General features: G+C 39.7%; 16 protein-coding genes and 2 tRNA genes. 13 read left to right on the forward strand and 5 right to left on the reverse strand.

Annotated features, from left to right (window positions below; translation table 11 throughout):
- The first annotated feature begins 14 nt into the window (after nt 1-14).
- Nucleotides 15-878 carry a glycine betaine ABC transporter substrate-binding protein gene (locus GR929_RS12865; RefSeq protein ID WP_159520439.1) on the forward strand — a complete coding sequence of 288 codons (864 nt, stop codon included), beginning with the start codon at nt 15-17 and terminating at the stop codon, nt 876-878.
- 265 nt (nt 879-1,143) lie between these two features.
- Here the strand turns inward: GR929_RS12865 and GR929_RS12870 are convergent, their stop codons facing one another.
- Nucleotides 1,144-1,929 carry an NlpC/P60 family protein gene (locus GR929_RS12870; RefSeq protein ID WP_159520441.1) on the reverse strand — a complete coding sequence of 262 codons (786 nt, stop codon included), beginning with the start codon at nt 1,927-1,929 and terminating at the stop codon, nt 1,144-1,146.
- A gap of 314 nt (nt 1,930-2,243) precedes the next feature.
- Between GR929_RS12870 and GR929_RS12875 the strand changes: the two genes are divergently transcribed.
- Nucleotides 2,244-4,304, forward strand: coding sequence for an HD family phosphohydrolase (locus GR929_RS12875; protein ID WP_159520443.1), 2,061 nt, complete (start codon nt 2,244-2,246; stop codon nt 4,302-4,304).
- Nucleotides 4,305-4,361: 57 nt separating this feature from the next.
- On the opposite strand, the gene GR929_RS12880 is transcribed toward GR929_RS12875, so the two are convergent.
- Nucleotides 4,362-6,419 carry a BatA domain-containing protein gene (locus GR929_RS12880; protein ID WP_159520445.1) on the reverse strand — a complete coding sequence of 686 codons (2,058 nt, stop codon included), beginning with the start codon at nt 6,417-6,419 and terminating at the stop codon, nt 4,362-4,364.
- Nucleotides 6,420-6,732: 313 nt separating this feature from the next.
- Between GR929_RS12880 and GR929_RS12885 the strand changes: the two genes are divergently transcribed.
- The gene (locus GR929_RS12885) at nt 6,733-7,617 is read left to right on the forward strand and encodes a MerR family transcriptional regulator (protein ID WP_159520447.1); all 885 of its coding nucleotides are present in this window, start codon (nt 6,733-6,735) and stop codon (nt 7,615-7,617) included.
- Between the two features lie 9 nt (nt 7,618-7,626).
- Here GR929_RS12885 and GR929_RS12890 read toward each other — a convergent pair whose 3' ends face one another.
- Nucleotides 7,627-8,076, reverse strand: coding sequence for a ribose-5-phosphate isomerase (locus GR929_RS12890; protein ID WP_159520449.1), 450 nt, complete (start codon nt 8,074-8,076; stop codon nt 7,627-7,629).
- Between the two features lie 28 nt (nt 8,077-8,104).
- Nucleotides 8,105-8,968, reverse strand: a complete 864-nt coding sequence (locus GR929_RS12895) for an AraC family transcriptional regulator (RefSeq protein WP_159520451.1) — start codon at nt 8,966-8,968, stop codon at nt 8,105-8,107.
- Between the two features lie 144 nt (nt 8,969-9,112).
- Here GR929_RS12895 and GR929_RS12900 point away from each other — a divergent pair, with 144 nt between their 5' ends.
- From GR929_RS12900 to GR929_RS12935, 8 genes are all read left to right on the forward strand, one after another.
- A complete protein-coding gene (locus GR929_RS12900) occupies nt 9,113-10,213 on the forward strand; it encodes an L-rhamnose/proton symporter RhaT (protein ID WP_159520453.1) in 1,101 nt (366 codons plus the stop codon).
- 12 nt (nt 10,214-10,225) lie between these two features.
- A complete protein-coding gene (gene rhaM, locus GR929_RS12905) occupies nt 10,226-10,540 on the forward strand; it encodes an L-rhamnose mutarotase (protein WP_159520455.1) in 315 nt (104 codons plus the stop codon).
- An 18-nt stretch (nt 10,541-10,558) separates the two neighbouring features.
- Nucleotides 10,559-11,827: an L-rhamnose isomerase gene (locus GR929_RS12910; RefSeq protein WP_159520457.1), complete on the forward strand. Its 1,269-nt coding sequence runs from the start codon at nt 10,559-10,561 to the stop codon at nt 11,825-11,827.
- 20 nt (nt 11,828-11,847) lie between these two features.
- Complete coding sequence (locus tag GR929_RS12915; protein WP_159520459.1) at nt 11,848-13,194, forward strand: FGGY-family carbohydrate kinase; 1,347 nt, start codon at nt 11,848-11,850, stop codon at nt 13,192-13,194.
- A gap of 38 nt (nt 13,195-13,232) precedes the next feature.
- On the forward strand, nt 13,233-14,387 hold the full coding sequence (locus tag GR929_RS12920; RefSeq protein WP_159520461.1) for an iron-containing alcohol dehydrogenase: 1,155 nt from the start codon (nt 13,233-13,235) through the stop codon (nt 14,385-14,387).
- Between the two features lie 35 nt (nt 14,388-14,422).
- On the forward strand, nt 14,423-15,718 hold the full coding sequence (locus GR929_RS12925) for a class II aldolase/adducin family protein (RefSeq protein WP_159520463.1): 1,296 nt from the start codon (nt 14,423-14,425) through the stop codon (nt 15,716-15,718).
- 171 nt (nt 15,719-15,889) lie between these two features.
- Nucleotides 15,890-16,228, forward strand: coding sequence for a hypothetical protein (locus GR929_RS12930; RefSeq protein ID WP_159520465.1), 339 nt, complete (start codon nt 15,890-15,892; stop codon nt 16,226-16,228).
- A gap of 114 nt (nt 16,229-16,342) precedes the next feature.
- Nucleotides 16,343-16,426 (forward strand) — tRNA-Leu (locus tag GR929_RS12935).
- A gap of 211 nt (nt 16,427-16,637) precedes the next feature.
- On the opposite strand, the gene GR929_RS12940 is transcribed toward GR929_RS12935, so the two are convergent.
- Nucleotides 16,638-16,714: transfer RNA gene (locus GR929_RS12940), tRNA-Pro, on the reverse strand.
- A 168-nt stretch (nt 16,715-16,882) separates the two neighbouring features.
- Here GR929_RS12940 and GR929_RS12945 point away from each other — a divergent pair.
- The gene (locus tag GR929_RS12945; protein ID WP_159520467.1) at nt 16,883-17,611 is read left to right on the forward strand and encodes a peptidoglycan recognition protein family protein; all 729 of its coding nucleotides are present in this window, start codon (nt 16,883-16,885) and stop codon (nt 17,609-17,611) included.
- Nucleotides 17,608-18,108, forward strand: coding sequence for a hypothetical protein (locus GR929_RS12950; protein ID WP_159520469.1), 501 nt, complete (start codon nt 17,608-17,610; stop codon nt 18,106-18,108). The genes GR929_RS12945 and GR929_RS12950 overlap by 4 nt, the downstream gene beginning before the upstream one ends.
- The last annotated feature ends 6 nt before the right edge of the window (nt 18,109-18,114 follow it).

The raw sequence follows: 18,114 nt of genomic DNA on the forward strand, positions 1-18,114 counted from the left end.
AAAAAAGAATTATCATGAAAGTAAAAGTATTATTATTAGCAGTTTTAACTCTGGCGTTGAGTAGCTGCAATTCTGGAAAAAAGAAAGCTGAAGAAACTGAAAAAGAAATAACAATGGCCTATGTTGATGGATGGGCATCAGGAGTAGCCATGACACACGTTGCTCAAGTTATTTTAGAGCAAAATGGTTATGACGTAGATACAAAAGCTGCCGCTGTCGATTTGGTATATGCATCAATGGCTCAGGGCGATGTTGATGTATTTATGGAGGCCTGGTTGCCTGTTACTCATGGAGAAAAAGTGAAAAAATTTGGCGATAAAATCGTTAGTTTAAATGTTAACACGGACCAGGCACGTCTTGGATTAGTTGTACCTAAATATGTTACAATAAATTCTATTGAAGAATTGAATGATGTAGCTGATAAATTTGACGGTAAAATTATCGGCATTGAAAAAGGAGCTGGTATTACTGGTATGACAAATAAAGCTCTTGAAGAATATGAATTAACCAATATGGAACAGTTAAATTCTTCAGGTATTGCTATGTTAAGTGAATTGACAAAAGCAATTAAAGAAGAGCGCGATATAGTTGTTGCGCTTTGGGCTCCTCACTGGGCGTTTGGTCGTTTCGATCTTAAATTCTTAGACGATCCAAAGAAAGTATATGGTGAGACAGAGCGTATTGAAACTTTTGCCCGTGCTGGTTTTGTAGAAGAGGATCCATGGGCTGGTGAATTTTTCAAAAACTTCCATTTAAATGATTCTGAAGCGGGTGCTATATTAGCTTTCTTTAAAGATGGTGGTAATGACAGATACGCTACAGCTAAAAAATGGGTAGCAGAAAATCAAGATATTGTAAACAGGTGGTTACCTGAATAATATTACAGAAACCGAACGAAGTAAAATACCGGGGGCTTAAATGCCTCCGGTATTTTTTTTGCAAGAATTTAGAGTCAGTTAGCAGCCATAAAAAAAGCATGAGACTTTCATGCTAATAACGTTGTCGTGAAAGCAACTTTGTTTGATTTGTTTTGTGTTTCAAATTGTGATGCAAAAATGTATCCTTTCTACCAAACAGGTCTTGACAATACTTTTAAAATAGGTGTTATTTTCTTAGTTATGTTTAAATTTCCGCCTTCCCCCATCACTCGACAATCCGCTTCATCACGCGCATTTTGTGGGAATAGCGCTTGGTTTCAACATTAAAAATTCCAAACTGGTCAACATTGTCAATGCGTACTTTGCCAGATGCATGGATAATCTTATTTTTCTCCCAAATGAAGCCAACATGAATGATGTTTCCTTCTTCATCATCGAAAAAAGCCAAATCCCCGGGCATCGCTTCCTCAACAAACGAGAAAGCAGTTCCTTGATGAACTTGCTGGCTGGCATCGCGCGGAATTTTAATACCCGCCTGCTTGTAAATAACCTGTACCAGCCCCGAGCAGTCAACACCAAAAGGTGAGCGTCCTCCCCACAAATAAGGCACATTGAAATACATTAAAGCCTGCTGAATGATAAATTTCCGAATATCTTCTGGTTGATGATACATGAACTTACCCTTCATTTGGTAAACTTCACGGTCGATCGAAAATTCTTTTTTATAAGGGCGCCAGCAGGGTAGCGAACTTCCGGCAACAATCATCATGTTTTGCTCGTCATCAACCGGAATGATATTGAAAATATCAGTACAAACTGCAAAAGGCGAATTCTGTATTTTTTGATAGGATCGATCCGATATCTCTGTGATCATTTTTTGGTCAACCCAGCCCTCGTAATTATCGTATTCGGTTGTCACCCGGCACCATCCCATAAATTGTTCGTGTACTTCAAAATGCTCTCCAAATAAGATTTGGCTGGTCATTTCACTCTTTTCCGAAGGTTCTTTTCGAAGTGGGATAATACTTAAACCGGAGATTCCGTAATTCATCTTTCTATTTTTTCATATTAAAGGTTGTGCAATCCTCTTATCCATTTGTATTTATTCACCCCCATCAACACATGTAACTTGCTTCTAATGACTCTTTTGAACAAAAAGACTTCTGCAAACTCGTTTCATATCTATTTGTCAATTAAATTTCCACAGTCATACCAACGATTCATTAAAGCTGTATATTACAGTCAGTATTGGATAAAAACCGACAGAAAGCCTTAAACACAAAAGAAATTACTAATTTTATTCTTCAAATATATAACTTCAAGATTAGTTTTATAAGGTCTTGTAAAGTCTTTAAAAAGGTATTTATGAAAAAGTTATTAACGCGTTTAGCTCGCTACTATCACTTTTTTTACATCGCGTTCGCTTTTCTGGCGACTGTCTTTCTTCTCTATTTAATTATTCCTGGCGAAAGCCGGTTCAAATACGAGTTTCAAAAGAACGCACCCTGGCGGCACGAAACATTGGTGGCTCCTTTTAATTTTGCCATTTTAAAATCAGACGAACAAGTCAAGATTGAACAAGACTCTGTCAAAAGTAAATTCATCCCCTATTTTAATGTTGACACTCTTGAAGGAATTGCCCAAACAAACAACCTTATTCAGGCCCTAAACAAGCTTGATATTGACTCAGCAACAGCGAAAAACCTCGAGGATTTCATTTCCCGGTTATATGATGTTGGAATACTGGAGCAGTCTCCGGAAAACAACCCGGCACTCCAAAACAAAACACAGCTCATCGCAATTCAAGACAAGCTTGCGGAACGCGTTTTCGTTACTGATTTATATACTTTAAAGTCAGCCTATCAAGAGCTTAGCGATACGCTAAAAGCGACCTTAAAAAGCCGCTTTGATAGCCTCAGTCAAAAAACAAACGTGAGTGATTTTATCCGTGCTAACCTGACATACGATGCAGAATTCAACAAGCAGGAGCTTCAAAATCAACTAGATGAAGTTTCGCTAACTCAAGGAATGGTGCAAGCCGGAGAACGAATTATTTTTAAGGGAGACATTGTAACTCCCGACAAATACACCATACTGGATTCGCTGAAAATAACTTACGAAACCAAGCGAGGACAAAATATTGAGCGGTATCTGTTAATCCTGGGAAAGCTCATTTTAATTATTTCGTGCCTGCTCATCCTGATTTTTTACTTGTATTATTTCAGACCCGAGATTTTCAAACAAAAACGGAGATTAAGTTTTATCTTGATTATGATTGTGCTCATGGTGTTTACTTCACGCTTTGTAAACGACCGTAATTTTGTCAACCTTTATCTTGTTCCTTTGTCTATTTTACCAATTCTATTGCGCATCTTTTTCGATTCGAGGACAGCTATTTTCACTCTTGTTGTAACCTCCCTATTAATCGGGTATTTTGCTCCCAATAATTTCGAATACATCTTTTTAAATCTCTTTGCCGGAATTATTGCTGTTTTCAGTCTCGACAAGCTGCACCGTCGTTCTCATTTGGTGTTAACGGCTTTGTGGGTATTTATTAGTTATTCTGTTGTCTTCCTGGCCATGTCTATGATTCAGGAAGGAAACATTGACTCAATTCCATGGAAAGAGCTAGAGTGGTTTGGTGGAAATGCATTACTCATTCTGCTAGCCTATCCGTTAATTTATATTTTTGAAAAGCTATTTGGTTTTGTTTCTGACGTCACCCTGATTGAACTGGCAGATACCAACCAACCCTTACTGCGAAAACTGGCGCATGAAGCACCAGGGACATTTCAACACTCGATGCAAATTGCCAACCTCGCCGAAGAAGTTATTATTCGCATTGGAGGCAATCCATTTTTAGTGCGTGCCGGGGCCTTGTATCACGATATTGGCAAGATGAACCAACCGGCCTTTTTTGTCGAAAACCAAGCGGCTGGCATGAGCCCCCACAGTGCTTTGGACAACAAGCAAAGTGCGAAAATAATTATTGATCATGTGACTAACGGGGTGAAAATTGCGCGTAGAAACAAACTTCCCGAGATGCTGATCGACTTTATCAGTAGTCATCATGGCACTACACAAGCCAAGTATTTCTACACGACTTACAAAAATGATCACCCCAACGAAGATGTTGACCCGAAAGAGTTCACCTATCCCGGACCGCCGCCCAAAAGCAAGGAAACCAGCGTAGTAATGCTTACTGATGGCATCGAAGCTGCTGCGAGAGCGTTGAAAGAAAAAACCCATGAAAACTTGCATCAACTCATCGAAAAAATGGTGCGAGACAAACTGGAGTCCGGTCAATTGGAAAACGCTGATTTAACGTTACGCGACATCCGTATTTTCAAGGAGACGATCATTGAAAAACTGATGAATATTTATCATGTTCGAATCGAATATCCGGAGGATAATAAAAGCAAATAAACCAGCGGTACATATTTGCAAGTCATTCTTTTTGAATGAAGAGTCAGCAGTCGTCAGCTATTTCCAAAACCGGGAAATCAGCACCTCTGCTGCGATAAAAAATAAGCCAATCGCTAAAAAGAACTGCCATAACTGAATGCCTTCATTGGCTTCAAGAATTCTGGTTTCAAAATTGGAATTTGTTGCATCAATAACATTGAACGACAGTAAGCCTGCGGCATCAACAGCATCTTCCAGCTGTGTGTTTGTTAACTGAGGAGAGGTGGATTCTCTTCGGTTAAAGTTGAAAGCCAGGGTACGAACTTTCTCCTCGCCCTGACTTAAATTGTAAAAACCTGCTTTTTGAACAACTCCCTGCAAATCGACACGAAACTCGTTGGCTGTTTGATTAATTGATGAAAGCTGAATTTCCTCATCGGCTTGCATCGGGCTGATTGACAAACTTTCACCCAACGTAAACGATTCGCTTTTGGGTAAGGAGAGAATCAAATTATCAGCAATCTCATACTGAATCTGTTGTGGTTCAAAACTATTCAAAGCAATGTTGTAAACCAGCGGCACAAAAATAGCATGCTTGCTAAAATCGGTCAACTCATCGTTTAGCGGAAAACTAAAATTATACACGCGCCCCTGCCCTTTCTGATATTGAGAAACAGCAGTCTGTCCATTGTTAAAATCCACGATACTCAACTGCGAACTTTGTACTCCCACACGATACCGATAACTCAATTCCACTTCGGGTAAATCGAGGTTTTCCTTTTCGTGTAAAAATACATCTTGCAACAACAAATGATTGAAATTGACCTGATCCATTTTCAACTTAACCGAATCGGATCCCGTAATTAAGCCGGCCTCTAATTTCCCGTACAATTCGTTATACGAAGCTAAGTCAGCTTGCATTCCGGGGAAAATGCCCAACGAGCCTCCCTTTTCAACAAACTGATTTAACGCATTAACTAAACCTGAACTAAACTCATTTAAGTTGAGCAAATAAATGCACTGATACTGATCGAATTCACTAACTTTTACTTTACTGACTGCCGTTTTTTCAAAACTAATATTTTCATCGTTTTCAAAAAGAGCTTCCAGCTTCCGAACAGCAGAATCATCGGACTGAAAGATGGCTAAAACGTCGTTTTTATCCCGTACATTATAACTTAAAAAATACTGGTTATCGTAAACCACCGGGTAATCATCAAGCTCAACGACTAACCGATGAACCCCGGAACTATTATTTTTATAGGCCAGTTCCAGTATTTGTTCTGCCTCCGCATCAATATCGATATTACTGATTGACTTGATGGTATCATTAACCTTCAGCCTGACTGGAATGTCCTGGTAGCTCTGTGACGACAGATTTTTAACACGAGCAAACAAGGTTTCTTCACGCTTCTTCTTATGTCCGGGAGTTTCAAACCAGCAACTGTCAATCAACAAATTATTAGCAACTTGACTTCCTACCGGGATCAGAAACGTTTGAATAGTGGTATCCGATTCAATTTCTGAAAAATCAGACGTATAGCTCTGGAAATCAGAAATCAGATAAATGATTTTATCTGATTTATCTGTTTGTTTTAACAGGTTATTTTTTAGTTGCTGATAGGCTTTTGAAACATTAATAGACAGCGGACCTTCCTGAATTTTGCCAAGCTGAGTGACTAGTTGAGTCTGATTGATTAAATGTTGACGTCCCGGCAAATTCTGATTTTCCATCAGGATGTAATTTGTCCCGGGCCCATAACTACTCGCAATACTAATTGCTCTGCTTTTGGCTTGCTCAAGCAACATTCCATTGTCAGTTGCTCCCTTCATGCTATATGAGTTATCAACATAAAGGGCAACAATCTTTCGGGCTACTTTTCGTTCCTGCTTATTTGTTGGCAAATAAGGCTGGGCAAACACAAACACCAATGCCGAAATTGTTAGAATACGGGCAAGAAGAATCAGCAATTGCTTCAGGTTGCTCTTTTTCCGGGTATCTTCCTTAACGGCTTTTAAAAAGTTAACCTGACTGAAATAAACTGTCTTATACCGTTTAAAATGCAGAAAATGAATCAGTATAGGCAGACAGATTAACAAAAGTGCCGTTAAAAACTCAGGATAGATAAACCTCATTTCATATGATTAAAATTGTTTATTTAAAAGGTATCATATGGAACTCGCATATAAGCATCCTTGTTTGTGCCAGAACTTTTACATGCTCGTTTCATATTGCTTAATTATTGAAGACCAAAATTAATGGAATTGTTTAATCGCGAAAACTATTCATCGTCGATTCAGGTTTTTTAATTCGCTCGACAATGTTTACTATATTTGCAAAATTATTAAACAAAACAGAATTAACTCTTGTTAAGTTTAGTAATTCCCGCAAAAGTGAACGTGGAGGGATTAGAGACGATATTGGAGAGTTTAATCTAAATTGCCATCAATGAATTACTATACCATAAAAGATATGGAAACCTTGTCAGGTATCAAGGCACATACCATTCGCATATGGGAAAAGCGCTATGGTTTGCTGGAACCACAACGCTCAACAACAAATATTCGCTATTATAGCGATAACGAACTACGAAAACTCCTCAACGTATCGATGTTAGTGAAACATGGCTACAAGATCTCGAAAGTTTCAAACTACGAAAACGGTCAAATTCAGAAGGAAGTGCTGAAACTGAATGAGAAATCGCTTCCATCCGAAAGCATGATCGATCAGCTTGTGGTGCACATGGTGAATTTTGATCATAAAAGTTTTGAAGATTTATTGCTTCAGCAAATCGACCAGATTGGTTTTGAAGAAACCTTTATGGAAAACATTTTTCCTCTATTTGAAAAAGTTGGTATTTACTGGCAAATTGGAACCATCTTCCCTGCTCAGGAACACTTTGTTTCCAATATCATCCGTGAATTGCTCATCAAAGAAAGCTCAGGAATTAATAATCACGATTCCACTTCTACCGTTTTGTTTTTTCTGAAGGAGGGCGAAATGCACGAAATCAGCTTGTTGTTCTATCATTATCTCGCCTTAAAATCGGGCTATAAAACAATTTACCTTGGTCAAAATGTCCCCTTCGAGGATTTGGTCAAAATGGACGGTGTGCAACAGTTCGATCGGATTTTCACTGCTTTTATCAATGGAATAGATGAAAAAGAACTGGAAGACTACATTACTGAAATGTATAAAGCATTTAAACGCAAAAAAATCTTTGTAACTGGTGCTCAAATTTCCATGGTTAAATCAAAACTCCCTTCCAATTTTAAGTTGATTACTGATACAAAAGCGTTTAAAAAATACTTTGGTGGTGGCTTATTAGGCTAATTCACTCGCTTACTTTTCGCCTGATTCGTAATCGTGTAGCTTCTGAATTCGTCTTAAATGGCGACCACCCTCAAAGCTTTCGTTTAACCAACGATCCACAATTTCAAGAGCCAGTTCTTCAGAAACCATCCGACCACCCAGTGCAATCACATTCGCATTATTATGCTGCTTGGCTAAAGCAGCTGACTGTACACTCCAACACAATGCACAACGCACTCCCTTCACTTTGTTTGCAGCAATGGCTTCGCCATTTCCACTTCCGCCAAAAACAATTCCTAAATCTGCTTCACTCCTGGCCACAGTTTCTGCTGCGGGAATAACAAAATCAGCATAATCTACCGCCTCTTCCGAATCGGTTCCCAAATCAACAACCCGGAAACCATTATTTGATAAATGCTTTTTTACCGCTTCTTTTAGGAGAAATCCGGCATGATCGGTACCTAATGCAATCGTCTTCATTTTTTTTATAAAATTTGCTATTGAAAATTTATCTCCTGAACTCAGTCGGGCTCTTCCCCACTTTATTCTTAAACAAACGGCTAAAATAGTGAATAGTTTGAAATCCGAGCTCATAACTAATCTCTTTAACGCTTTTGTCAGTAACTAACAAAAGTTCCTTAGCTCGCATGATCTTAAGTTCCAGATGATATTTATGAGGAGCCATTCCGGTATAATTTTTAAACATTTTCCTGAAGTACGAATACCCAATGTTATATTCCCTTGCCATCAGAGTCATGTCCAATTCCTGATCCACGTTTTGCCTGATCTTAAATCGTGCATCCTCGATAATCCCCGCAATACGCTTTCCTGTAAATTCCTTTTGCTTTTCGAAAGAAATTAAGTAGCCGAGCATTTTCACAATCAGTCCACTTGCAATCTGCTGAAAACCAGGCTGCTCTTCCTGAACCAGATCAAACACCTTGTAATAAGTATCAATAATTTCTTCGTGAACCCCAATATGCAAAACGGATTGTTTCCCTGCGAATATTGGATGTTGAAATAGCTTTCGAGCCATTTCACCATTAAATCCAATATAATGCTCCTGCCAACCTACTGTTTGATTCGGCTGGTATCGGTGCCAAACACCAGGCTTAATCAGAAAAACACTCCCCTCAAGAAGTGAAAACTCTCCATTTTCAGTTTCTAAAACCCCGTTTCCCTTTGTAATATAGTTGATCTGATATTCTTGTAAAACCCGTCCACTATTCCAGTTAAAATAATATCCACTGGGGTGCCTTATCGGTGGATAGGGCTGATTTGGCGGTGAAGTATAGGCTCCGGTAACATTCAAATAAAGTCCCCAGTGTTGATCTTCTTCACCGGCAGTTAAATACTTAAAAAAATCCTCCATATCAGTATCAAAAAGTGCAAACAATCTGCCAGAAAGTGTATTGATAGACTGTAACTATCAAGCTACTTTTGACATCAACTTATGTTTTATAAAATCAAAATTACTAAATTCCTGCCTTATAGCAGGACTAAATCGAATTAAACTATGCAAGCAATTTTAGGAATTCTTTTTCACTCGCTCGGTGGTGCTTCATCGGGGAGTTGGTACATGCCATATAATCTTGTAAAAAAATGGCACTGGGAAGTCTATTGGATTATTGGAGGACTTTTCTCGTGGCTAATCATGCCTTTTATTGCGGTGTTGCTAACGACTCCGGAGTGGCAGGGAATTATATCAGCTGCAGATTCTTCAGTCGTACGAACTACTTACATTCTAGGTGTTTTGTGGGGAATCGGAGGACTTACCTATGGCTTAGGTATTCGCTACCTTGGCATGTCGCTTGGAAATTCGGTGTTACTTGGAATTACCTCGTTGGTGGGCTCGTTAGGCTTACCGATTCTTCGTGATGTCGGTAATTTAGTGGAAGTTTTACCAGCAGGAGATTCGTTTACCGATATGTTGTCAACCCAGAGTGGTCGTGTCGTTTTGTTCGGCATTTTTGTGCTCATGATCGGAATTGTCCTTTGCGGTAAAGCTGGTCTAATGAAAGACAAAGATCTACTAGGCCATAAAGAGGGCGTTAATACCGAATTTAAATTAACAAAAGGTTTGATTATTGCCGGTATCTCTGGTGTTTTAAGTGCATTCTTCAGTTTTGGTATTGATGCCGGGAAACAGATGGGTGAAGCCGTTCGTGAAATTGCCGTTACAAATCAATTCCCTTTTGTTAGCGACGGAACCTACCTGTTTGAGAACAATATCATCTTCTTAGTCATTCTTTGGGGAGGGCTAACGACAAACTTAATCTGGTCGGTCGCGCTTATTCTTAAAAATAAAACCGGAGGCGATTTGGTTGATTCAACATCACCATTACTGAAAAACTACTTATTCTGTGCATTAGCCGGTACAACTTGGTTCCTTCAATTTTTCTTCTACGGAATGGGAGAAACAAAAATTGGCAATGGTGCCAGTTCTTGGATTTTACACATGTCTACGATTATTCTTACGGCGAACTTCTGGGGATTTTATCGAAAAGAGTGGGCAGGTGTTTCGAGCAAGACCCGATCTACCATTTTTCTTGGAATTGGCTTGATACTATTGTCCATCATCATTATGGGTATTGCTAAAAGTGATTTCTTAAATTAAAACACAAATAGTATGAATCGTTTAGCATTTAAAATGCACCTCAACGAAGGACAAAAAGAGGAATACAAAAAGCGTCATAACGAACTGTGGCCAGAGCTACGAAAGCTATTAAAAGAGGCCGGAGTTAGCGAATACTCCATCTTTATCGACGAAGAGACCAACACCCTGTTTGCATTTCAAAAAGTTGCGGGCGATGGTGGTTCTCAGGATTTAGGTAAAACAGAAATCGTCCAAAAATGGTGGGCTTTTATGGCTGACATCATGAAAACGAACCCCGATAATTCTCCGGTAAGTTCAGAGCTGGAAGAAGTATTTTATATGGAATAAAATCTAAAAATGAATAAAATGAAATCAAAAGAATTAATTGAAAAAGCTTACGCAATCGCAAAAGAAGAATATGCTGCAATTGGCGTTGATACCGATGCAGTTTTGAAAAAAATAGACAAACTTGCTATTTCACTGCATTGCTGGCAAACTGATGATGTTGGTGGTTTCGAAACTCCCGATGCCGAACTTGGCGGTGGTGGTATTCAAACAACAGGAAACTATCCGGGAAAAGCAGGCACAATTGAAGAAATGCGTGCTGACTTGGATAAAGTAATGTCATTACTTCCGGGAAAACAACGCTTAAACTTACATGCAATATATGGTGATTTTGGAGGCGAATTTGTAGATCGCGACCAAATTGAGGTAAAACACTTTCAAAGTTGGATTGACTGGGCTAAAGAGCGTAAAATGGGATTGGATTTCAATGCGACCTGCTTCTCTCATCCTAAAGCTGATGATGGCTTTACGCTGTCGAGTAAAAATGAAGAAAACCGTAAATTTTGGGTAGAGCACGTAAAACGTTGTCGCGCTATCTCTGCCGAAATGGGTAAACAATTGGGTACCCCCTGTGTGCACAACACCTGGATTCCTGATGGAACAAAAGACATTCCGGTAGATCGTAACGGGTACCGTGTCATTCTTAAAAAGTCTCTTGATGAAGCTTTTGCCGATGAATATCCAAAAGAGTACATGAAAGACGCTGTTGAAAGTAAAGTGTTTGGTATTGGAGTAGAGTCAATGACTGTCGGTTCTCACGACTTCTACCTGGGATATGCCATCAAAAATAACAAGCTAATCTGCTTAGATAGTGGTCACTTCCATCCAACAGAAGTTGTTGGCGACAAGATTTCTTCTTGTTTACAGTTTGTTGATGAATTATTGCTTCACGTAACTCGCCCGATTCGCTGGGACTCTGACCACGTAGTTACATTGAACGAAGATGTGCAGTTAATTGCTTCAGAAATCGTTCGTAATGACTTCCTGAGTCGCGTGAATGTTGGTTTGGATTTCTTTGATGCTTCAATTAACCGTATTGGCGCCTATGTCATTGGAACTCGTGCCGCTCAAAAAGCATTCCTGATTGCGATGTTAGAACCAACCAAATCATTAGTTGAGTTGGAAGAAGCAGGTAAAAACTTCGAACGCTTAGCAACACTGGAAGAACTGAAGACAATGCCTTTCAACGCTGTATGGGACTACTACTGCGCTAAAGAAGGTGTTCCTGCCGGAATGGACTACATTGCCGACATTCAAGCGTACGAAAAAGAAGTATTAAGCAAACGATAAGCACACTGACGTACAGCACAATGAAAAAAGTTATTGCTATATTCGATATAGGCAAAACAAATAAGAAACTTTTGCTCTTTGATGAACACTTTCAAGTCGTGTTTCAGCAGGAGCAAAAGTTCCCTGTTACCGCCGATGATGACGGATTTGAATGTGACGACATTGACCTGATTACATCGTGGATAAAAAATGAATTAAAGACCTTGGCTCACAGTACCAAATTTGAGTTGACGGCAGTCAATTTTTCAACTTACGGCGCATCGCTCATGTTTCTGGATGAAAATGGCAACCGCCTCACTCCGGTCTACAATTACCTGAAGGAAGCACCATCATCGATCTCCGAAAGCCTTTTTGAAAATTACGGTGGCAAAGAAGAGTTTTGCCGAAAGACAGCAAGTCCGGCTCTTGGATTGCTTTTAAATTCAGGAATTCAGATTGCCTGGCTGAAGCAGGAAAAGCCGGAAGTTTACCAACAAGCAACATCCATATTACACTTTCCGCAGTACTTATCATACGCTCTAACCGGGAAAGTCGTGTCGGAACCAACTTCCATAGGCTGCCACACGTTTATGTGGAATTTCGACAAGATGAGCTATCACCAATGGCTGGCAGATTACGGCATTCATTTGCCCGATCCAATCACAAACGACCTTGTTTCAACCATCGAAATTGAAGGCAAAGAAGTTCAAGTTGGCACAGGAATTCACGACAGTTCATCGTCGTTGGCGCCCTATTTAAAAGGAACCAGCGAACAGTTCATTCTTGTTTCAACCGGCACCTGGTGTATCAACATGAACCCGTTTAACAGCGAACCTTTAACTGCCGAACAACTGGAACAAGATTGCCTTTGCTTTTTAAGTCCAGACAAGCAACAAGTGAAGTCTTCGCGTTTGTTTATGGGGCATTTTCACGAAGTGTGGGCCGAAAAGCTTGCCAAGCATTTTAATGTGAAAACGGATAGCTTTCGCGATGTAAAGTACGACAACGGTTCGATTAAAAGCATCCAAAATCAGTTTGGAAACAGCTCTGTCTTTTTTCCAAATGGCAAGGAAAGTTTTGAAGATGGTATAAAAACAGTCGACCTAAGCCAATTTAGCGATTACAACGAAGCATACTCCAAACTAACCATCGACTTAACAAGCTTGTGTATTGAATCAATTCAACTTATCATTCCGCAAGCTGACGAAACCACCACCCTCTATATTTCAGGAGGATTTGCCAGGAATGATATCTTCATTAATCTGTTATCCGATCAATTCTCCAATAAGAAAGTGATCACCTCTGAGATTGACAATGCCAGCGCACTGGGTGCCGCTTTGGTCATTGCAAAATCGGTTGGGTTTGACAACTCGTTGGAGATGCTATAATTAATTCAAAAAAAACAAAAGCTAAAAATTGGTTTAAAATGGAAAGTGCAAAGAGAATTTATTTGCCACCTTTAAGTTTGATTGGGCCAAACGCCCTGATGGAACTTAAAGAGGACTTAAAAAGCAGTTCGTATAAAAAAGCAATGCTTATTACCGACGCTGTATTGGTTCAACTAGGAATTGCTAAAAATATTGAGGCCATTCTATCTGAAGTTGGAATCGACTACATTATTTTTGATCAGGTAAAAGAAAACCCGACCGTGAAAAATGTGAACGACGGACTGAAAGTTTTCAAGGAAAACGCATGTGATTGCATTATCACCTTAGGTGGCGGATCTCCTCAAGATTGTGGTAAAGCTGTTGGCATCTTGGCAACAAATGGAGGAAAGATTGAAGATTACGAAGGTATTCATCGATCAAAAAAGAAATCGGCTCCACTTATTGCCATTAATACAACTGCCGGAACAGCCAGCGAAATCACGATCAATTACGTGATAACTGACGAAAAACGAAAAGTAAAGATGGTTATGGTTGATAAAAACTGTTTGGTTGATATCGCGGTAAACGATCCAATACTCATGCTAAACAAGCCCAAAAGCTTGACCGCCGCAACAGGAATGGATGCATTAACTCATGCCATTGAAGCATATGTTACTGCCGGTGCTTTCGATTGGTCTGATAATTTGGCCTTGCATGCAATTAAACTAATTGGCGAAAGTTTACGGGACGCCGTAAATGATGGCCAAAACATTGAAGCCCGCTCAAAAATGGCATGGGGACAATTTATTGCAGGACAAGCATTCTCTAATTGTGGTTTGGGATTTGTACACTCAATGGCTCATCAACTGGGCGGAATGTATGACCTACCTCATGGCGTATGTAACGCTGTATTGCTTCCTTACGTTGAAGAGTTTAACGCTCCTGTTTGTGGCGACAAATTTCGGAATATCGCAGAAGCTTTGGGAGTTGACACAACAGACATGACAATCGACGAAGCAACCCAAGCAGCAATTGATGCCATTAAGCAATTATCGAAAGATGTTGGCATTCCTACAGGTCTTGAAGCATTAGGAGCTAAAAAAGATGATTTTAAAACCATGGCAGAGATGGCATTGGTAGATGTTTGCGCAGGAGGAAATCCCAGAGAGGTATCATTGCAAGATGCAGTTGACATTTATACCGCTGCATACTAAGCTGTTCAATCCATAATTTATTCAAAAAAAAAGAGATGAGAAAATTAAACACCAAATGGATGCATCCTCGTGATCAGATTACGATGATTATCGATAAAATTTATAAAAGTGGAATGACCACCACTTCCGGAGGAAACATTTCTATTATCGATGACAACGGAGATGTTTGGGTAACTCCATCAGCTATCGATAAAGGAACGCTGCGCCCATCAGATATTATTTGTGTAAGAAAAGATGGTACCATTGAAGGTCGTCATAAACCATCATCAGAGTATCCGTTTCACATTGCTATTTACAAATGCCGCCCTGAGATTAAGGCCGTTATTCATGCTCACCCACCGGCATTGGTATCATTCAGTATTGTTCGTCAAATACCAAATACAAACGTTATTCCACAGGCCAAGCACATATGCGGTCCAATTGGCTATGCTCCATACGCACTACCCGGAAGCGAAGAGCTAGGCGACGTTATTGCCGAGGAGTTCAAAAAAGGAGTCAACGCTGTTATCATGGAAAACCACGGGACTGTTGTTGGTGGATCTGATATGACTGACGCGTTCCAGCGTTTTGAAACAATCGAGTTCTGTGCCCGAACATTGATCAACGGAAGTACAATTGGGAAACCAAATTATCTTTCCGACGAGCAAATCGCAGAGTTTGAAAACCAGATTCCACGCTTACTTCCTGAAATGGATGAAGTAAACCATCCATCTGACGAACAAGAAATCAGAGAGCAAATCAGAAATATTGTATTGCGTGCTTGTGACCAAGGAATGATGATCAGCTCCTACGGAACGGTATCGGTTCGCTGGCGTGAAAACGACTTCCTGATTACCCCAACCAATGTTCCGCGTTGGGATATTCAGTTGAAAGACATCGTTCAGATTAAAGATGGCAAACGTGAGCCAGGTAAAATTCCAAGCCGCTCAACTTGGTTACATCAGGAAATCTATAAACGAAATCCACATGTGAATTCAATCATCCTGACTCAAACGCCCTACCTGATGGCTTATGGTGTAACAGGAGAAAAAATTGACGTCCGCACCATTCCTGAGAGTTGGATCTTCTTGCAAGATATTCCGAACATGCCATTTGGTTCACACTTCACAGGCGAAGAAGCTATTCTAAAAACAATTTCAAAAGATACTCCAGCAGTTATTATCAATAACGACTCGGTATTGGTTACCGGCGACAAGTTGCTAGGAACTTTCGACCGCTTGGAAGTTGCCGAATTCAGTGCAAAATCGCTTACCATGGGAGCTTGCTTGGGTGATTTAGTTCCTATTAATGACAATCAGGTAGAAGACCTTAGAAAGAAGTTTTTGAGCTAACTCATTGATTGGCTCAATTTATAGAGACTATTTAATTCACAAGTGGTTATTGATTCAATTCAATAGCCACTTTCTTTTTTAAGAAATGTACAGCATATTTATATTTTGTTAAGATTTCGGCAAAGAAAATTCAATTACTTTTGACCGCTAACTATGATAAAATTTGTGTGCATGATAAAACGCAATTTCAACATTCTGATTTTAACCGTTCTACTCAGTGCTTGTAGTATGCAGGCAAAACTCAATCGTCATTATACCGGCGAAACAATTGAATCTGCAACTGAGGAATTTAAAGATATACCTTCAAGCAAAATACCACTCAACAACGGAAATACAAAATTCATTTTTACCAAAGAGTCATTTTTGGGAGCTACCACCATCAATCAGGGCAGCGCAACACTCGATCCCATAACCACTCCTCCGGTAAAGAAAACCGAACAGTTTATTTTTACAGTTGATACCGCTGGGGTAATTATAAAAACAGACTATGATGTAAATTATCAGCAATAATTGCAATGGCGTGAATAATTTTACAATTTAAGATCGCCATTATTGTTTTTTTTATAGTTTTGCACACACGTTTTAGCACACACTGCTAAACCCTGCAAAAAATTATTTGCTAACGCCCAGTTGGCGGAATTGGTAGACGCGCTAGTTTCAGGGACTAGTGTCCTTTTGGACGTGAAGGTTCGAGTCCTTTACTGGGCACAACTTTTAAAACAAAGAAGATCAAAAGTGCTTAAATTTAATGATTTAAGCACTTTTATTTTGAAGTGTCCATAAAAAAAATGGACACCAAGATACCGCTTCATTCACCTGAATTATGATATTCTCTGATATGAATCGACACAACAAAGAGCATCAAAAGCCGATAAATTGTATGATTTACCGGCTTTTGATGCTCTTTGATTTCCCATTTTGGTCGGGATGACTGGATTCGAACCAGCGACCCCGTCGTCCCGAACGACGTACGCTACCAGACTGCGCTACATCCCGTAGTTTTCGAGTGAAACAAAAGTACAACTTTTGCTCAATTCGCATCCATATTTTCGTGAAAAATTCCACCATATTATTATGATTTTCTTTAGAAAATCAGACTAAAGACATTTGACTCTTTTATTTAAAATCAGTAACTTGTATACAATAAACTAATTACAAAAATTCATGCAAGTCAAAAACCTGATTCGAGTTCTTCCATGGCACGAAAGTCGTGTTTGGCGGAAACGTGAGCTACGGCAAATCGACAAGGTAATCCTGCACCAGGAGCTGGGAGAAAGTACTGTTGAGAATGTCAACACTTACCACACTTCTGTTAGTCCCCAAAATCATATTACGCCCAAGGGATGTCCGCATATATGTTACCATTATGCTATTCGCAAGAATGGTGAAATAGTACAGACCAATGAGTTGTCTGATATTACCTGGCATTGCAAAGGGCAAAATACATCATCGGTTGGAATCATGGTTGTGGGTAATTTCTCAGGACCGGGCTATGATATGGGCACCAGTGAACCAACACCGGAGCAAATGCAATCGGTAGAGGAGCTTGTTGACTTTCTGCTCGAAAGCTTAGGCCTTGACAATGCTGACCTGTTTGGGCATTATCATTTTGGAAAACCTGCTTGCCCCGGTTATGTATTGCAGGAATGGATAGAAAAAAAACGGGGAAACTTAAGCGCTCATTTAGTAGAAGAAAAAATAGAAAAATCGATTTCTGAAATTCAATCCCGCTTAAATAAACTGGGATACAGTTCTGGTAAAGTTGATGGCATTATGGGAATGAAAACCCAATCGGCTATTCGCCGCTTTCAGGCCGATCAGCATTTGATTGCCGATGGCATTGCAGGTCCACAAACCTGGTCGAAATTACTAAACCTAACACTTCAGTCATGACACAAACAAAAAGCAACATTAGTCAGGAGGAATTTTATACCGTCACTCAAAAGGAATTTTGGTTAAAATGGACATCGAAGCTCATGTTTACGCTAATATCAGTAAAACTCTGGGGATTAATTGCCTGCACTTGGGTCTCTACTTATTTGCTCCTTCACCATCAGCTCGTTGAGATTGGGCAAAATGCTTATGAACTTGGAATTACCGGCGGACAGTGGGTCACATTTAACACAACCATCTGGGGATTGATTTTTGGTATGAAAGAAATATTCCGCGTGATGGAGAAAAAGGACCGGAATGATGAAAAAATCATCAAAGCAGATAATAAGACGAAGCATGAGATTGCCCAAATAAATGCTGATACATTGAAAGAAGACAATAAGGCGAAAAAAGAGATTGCCAAAATTAATGCCAGTACTGTAAACGGTTCTGCCGCAGGTGCCCAACCGAGCTACACCGCAGAAGGAAAAGAAGTTGTTGGAGACGAACCTAATTAATACACA

Origin of the sequence: Sunxiuqinia indica (assembly GCF_009847015.1) — a bacterium.
GTDB classification, from domain to species: domain Bacteria; phylum Bacteroidota; class Bacteroidia; order Bacteroidales; family Prolixibacteraceae; genus Sunxiuqinia; species Sunxiuqinia indica.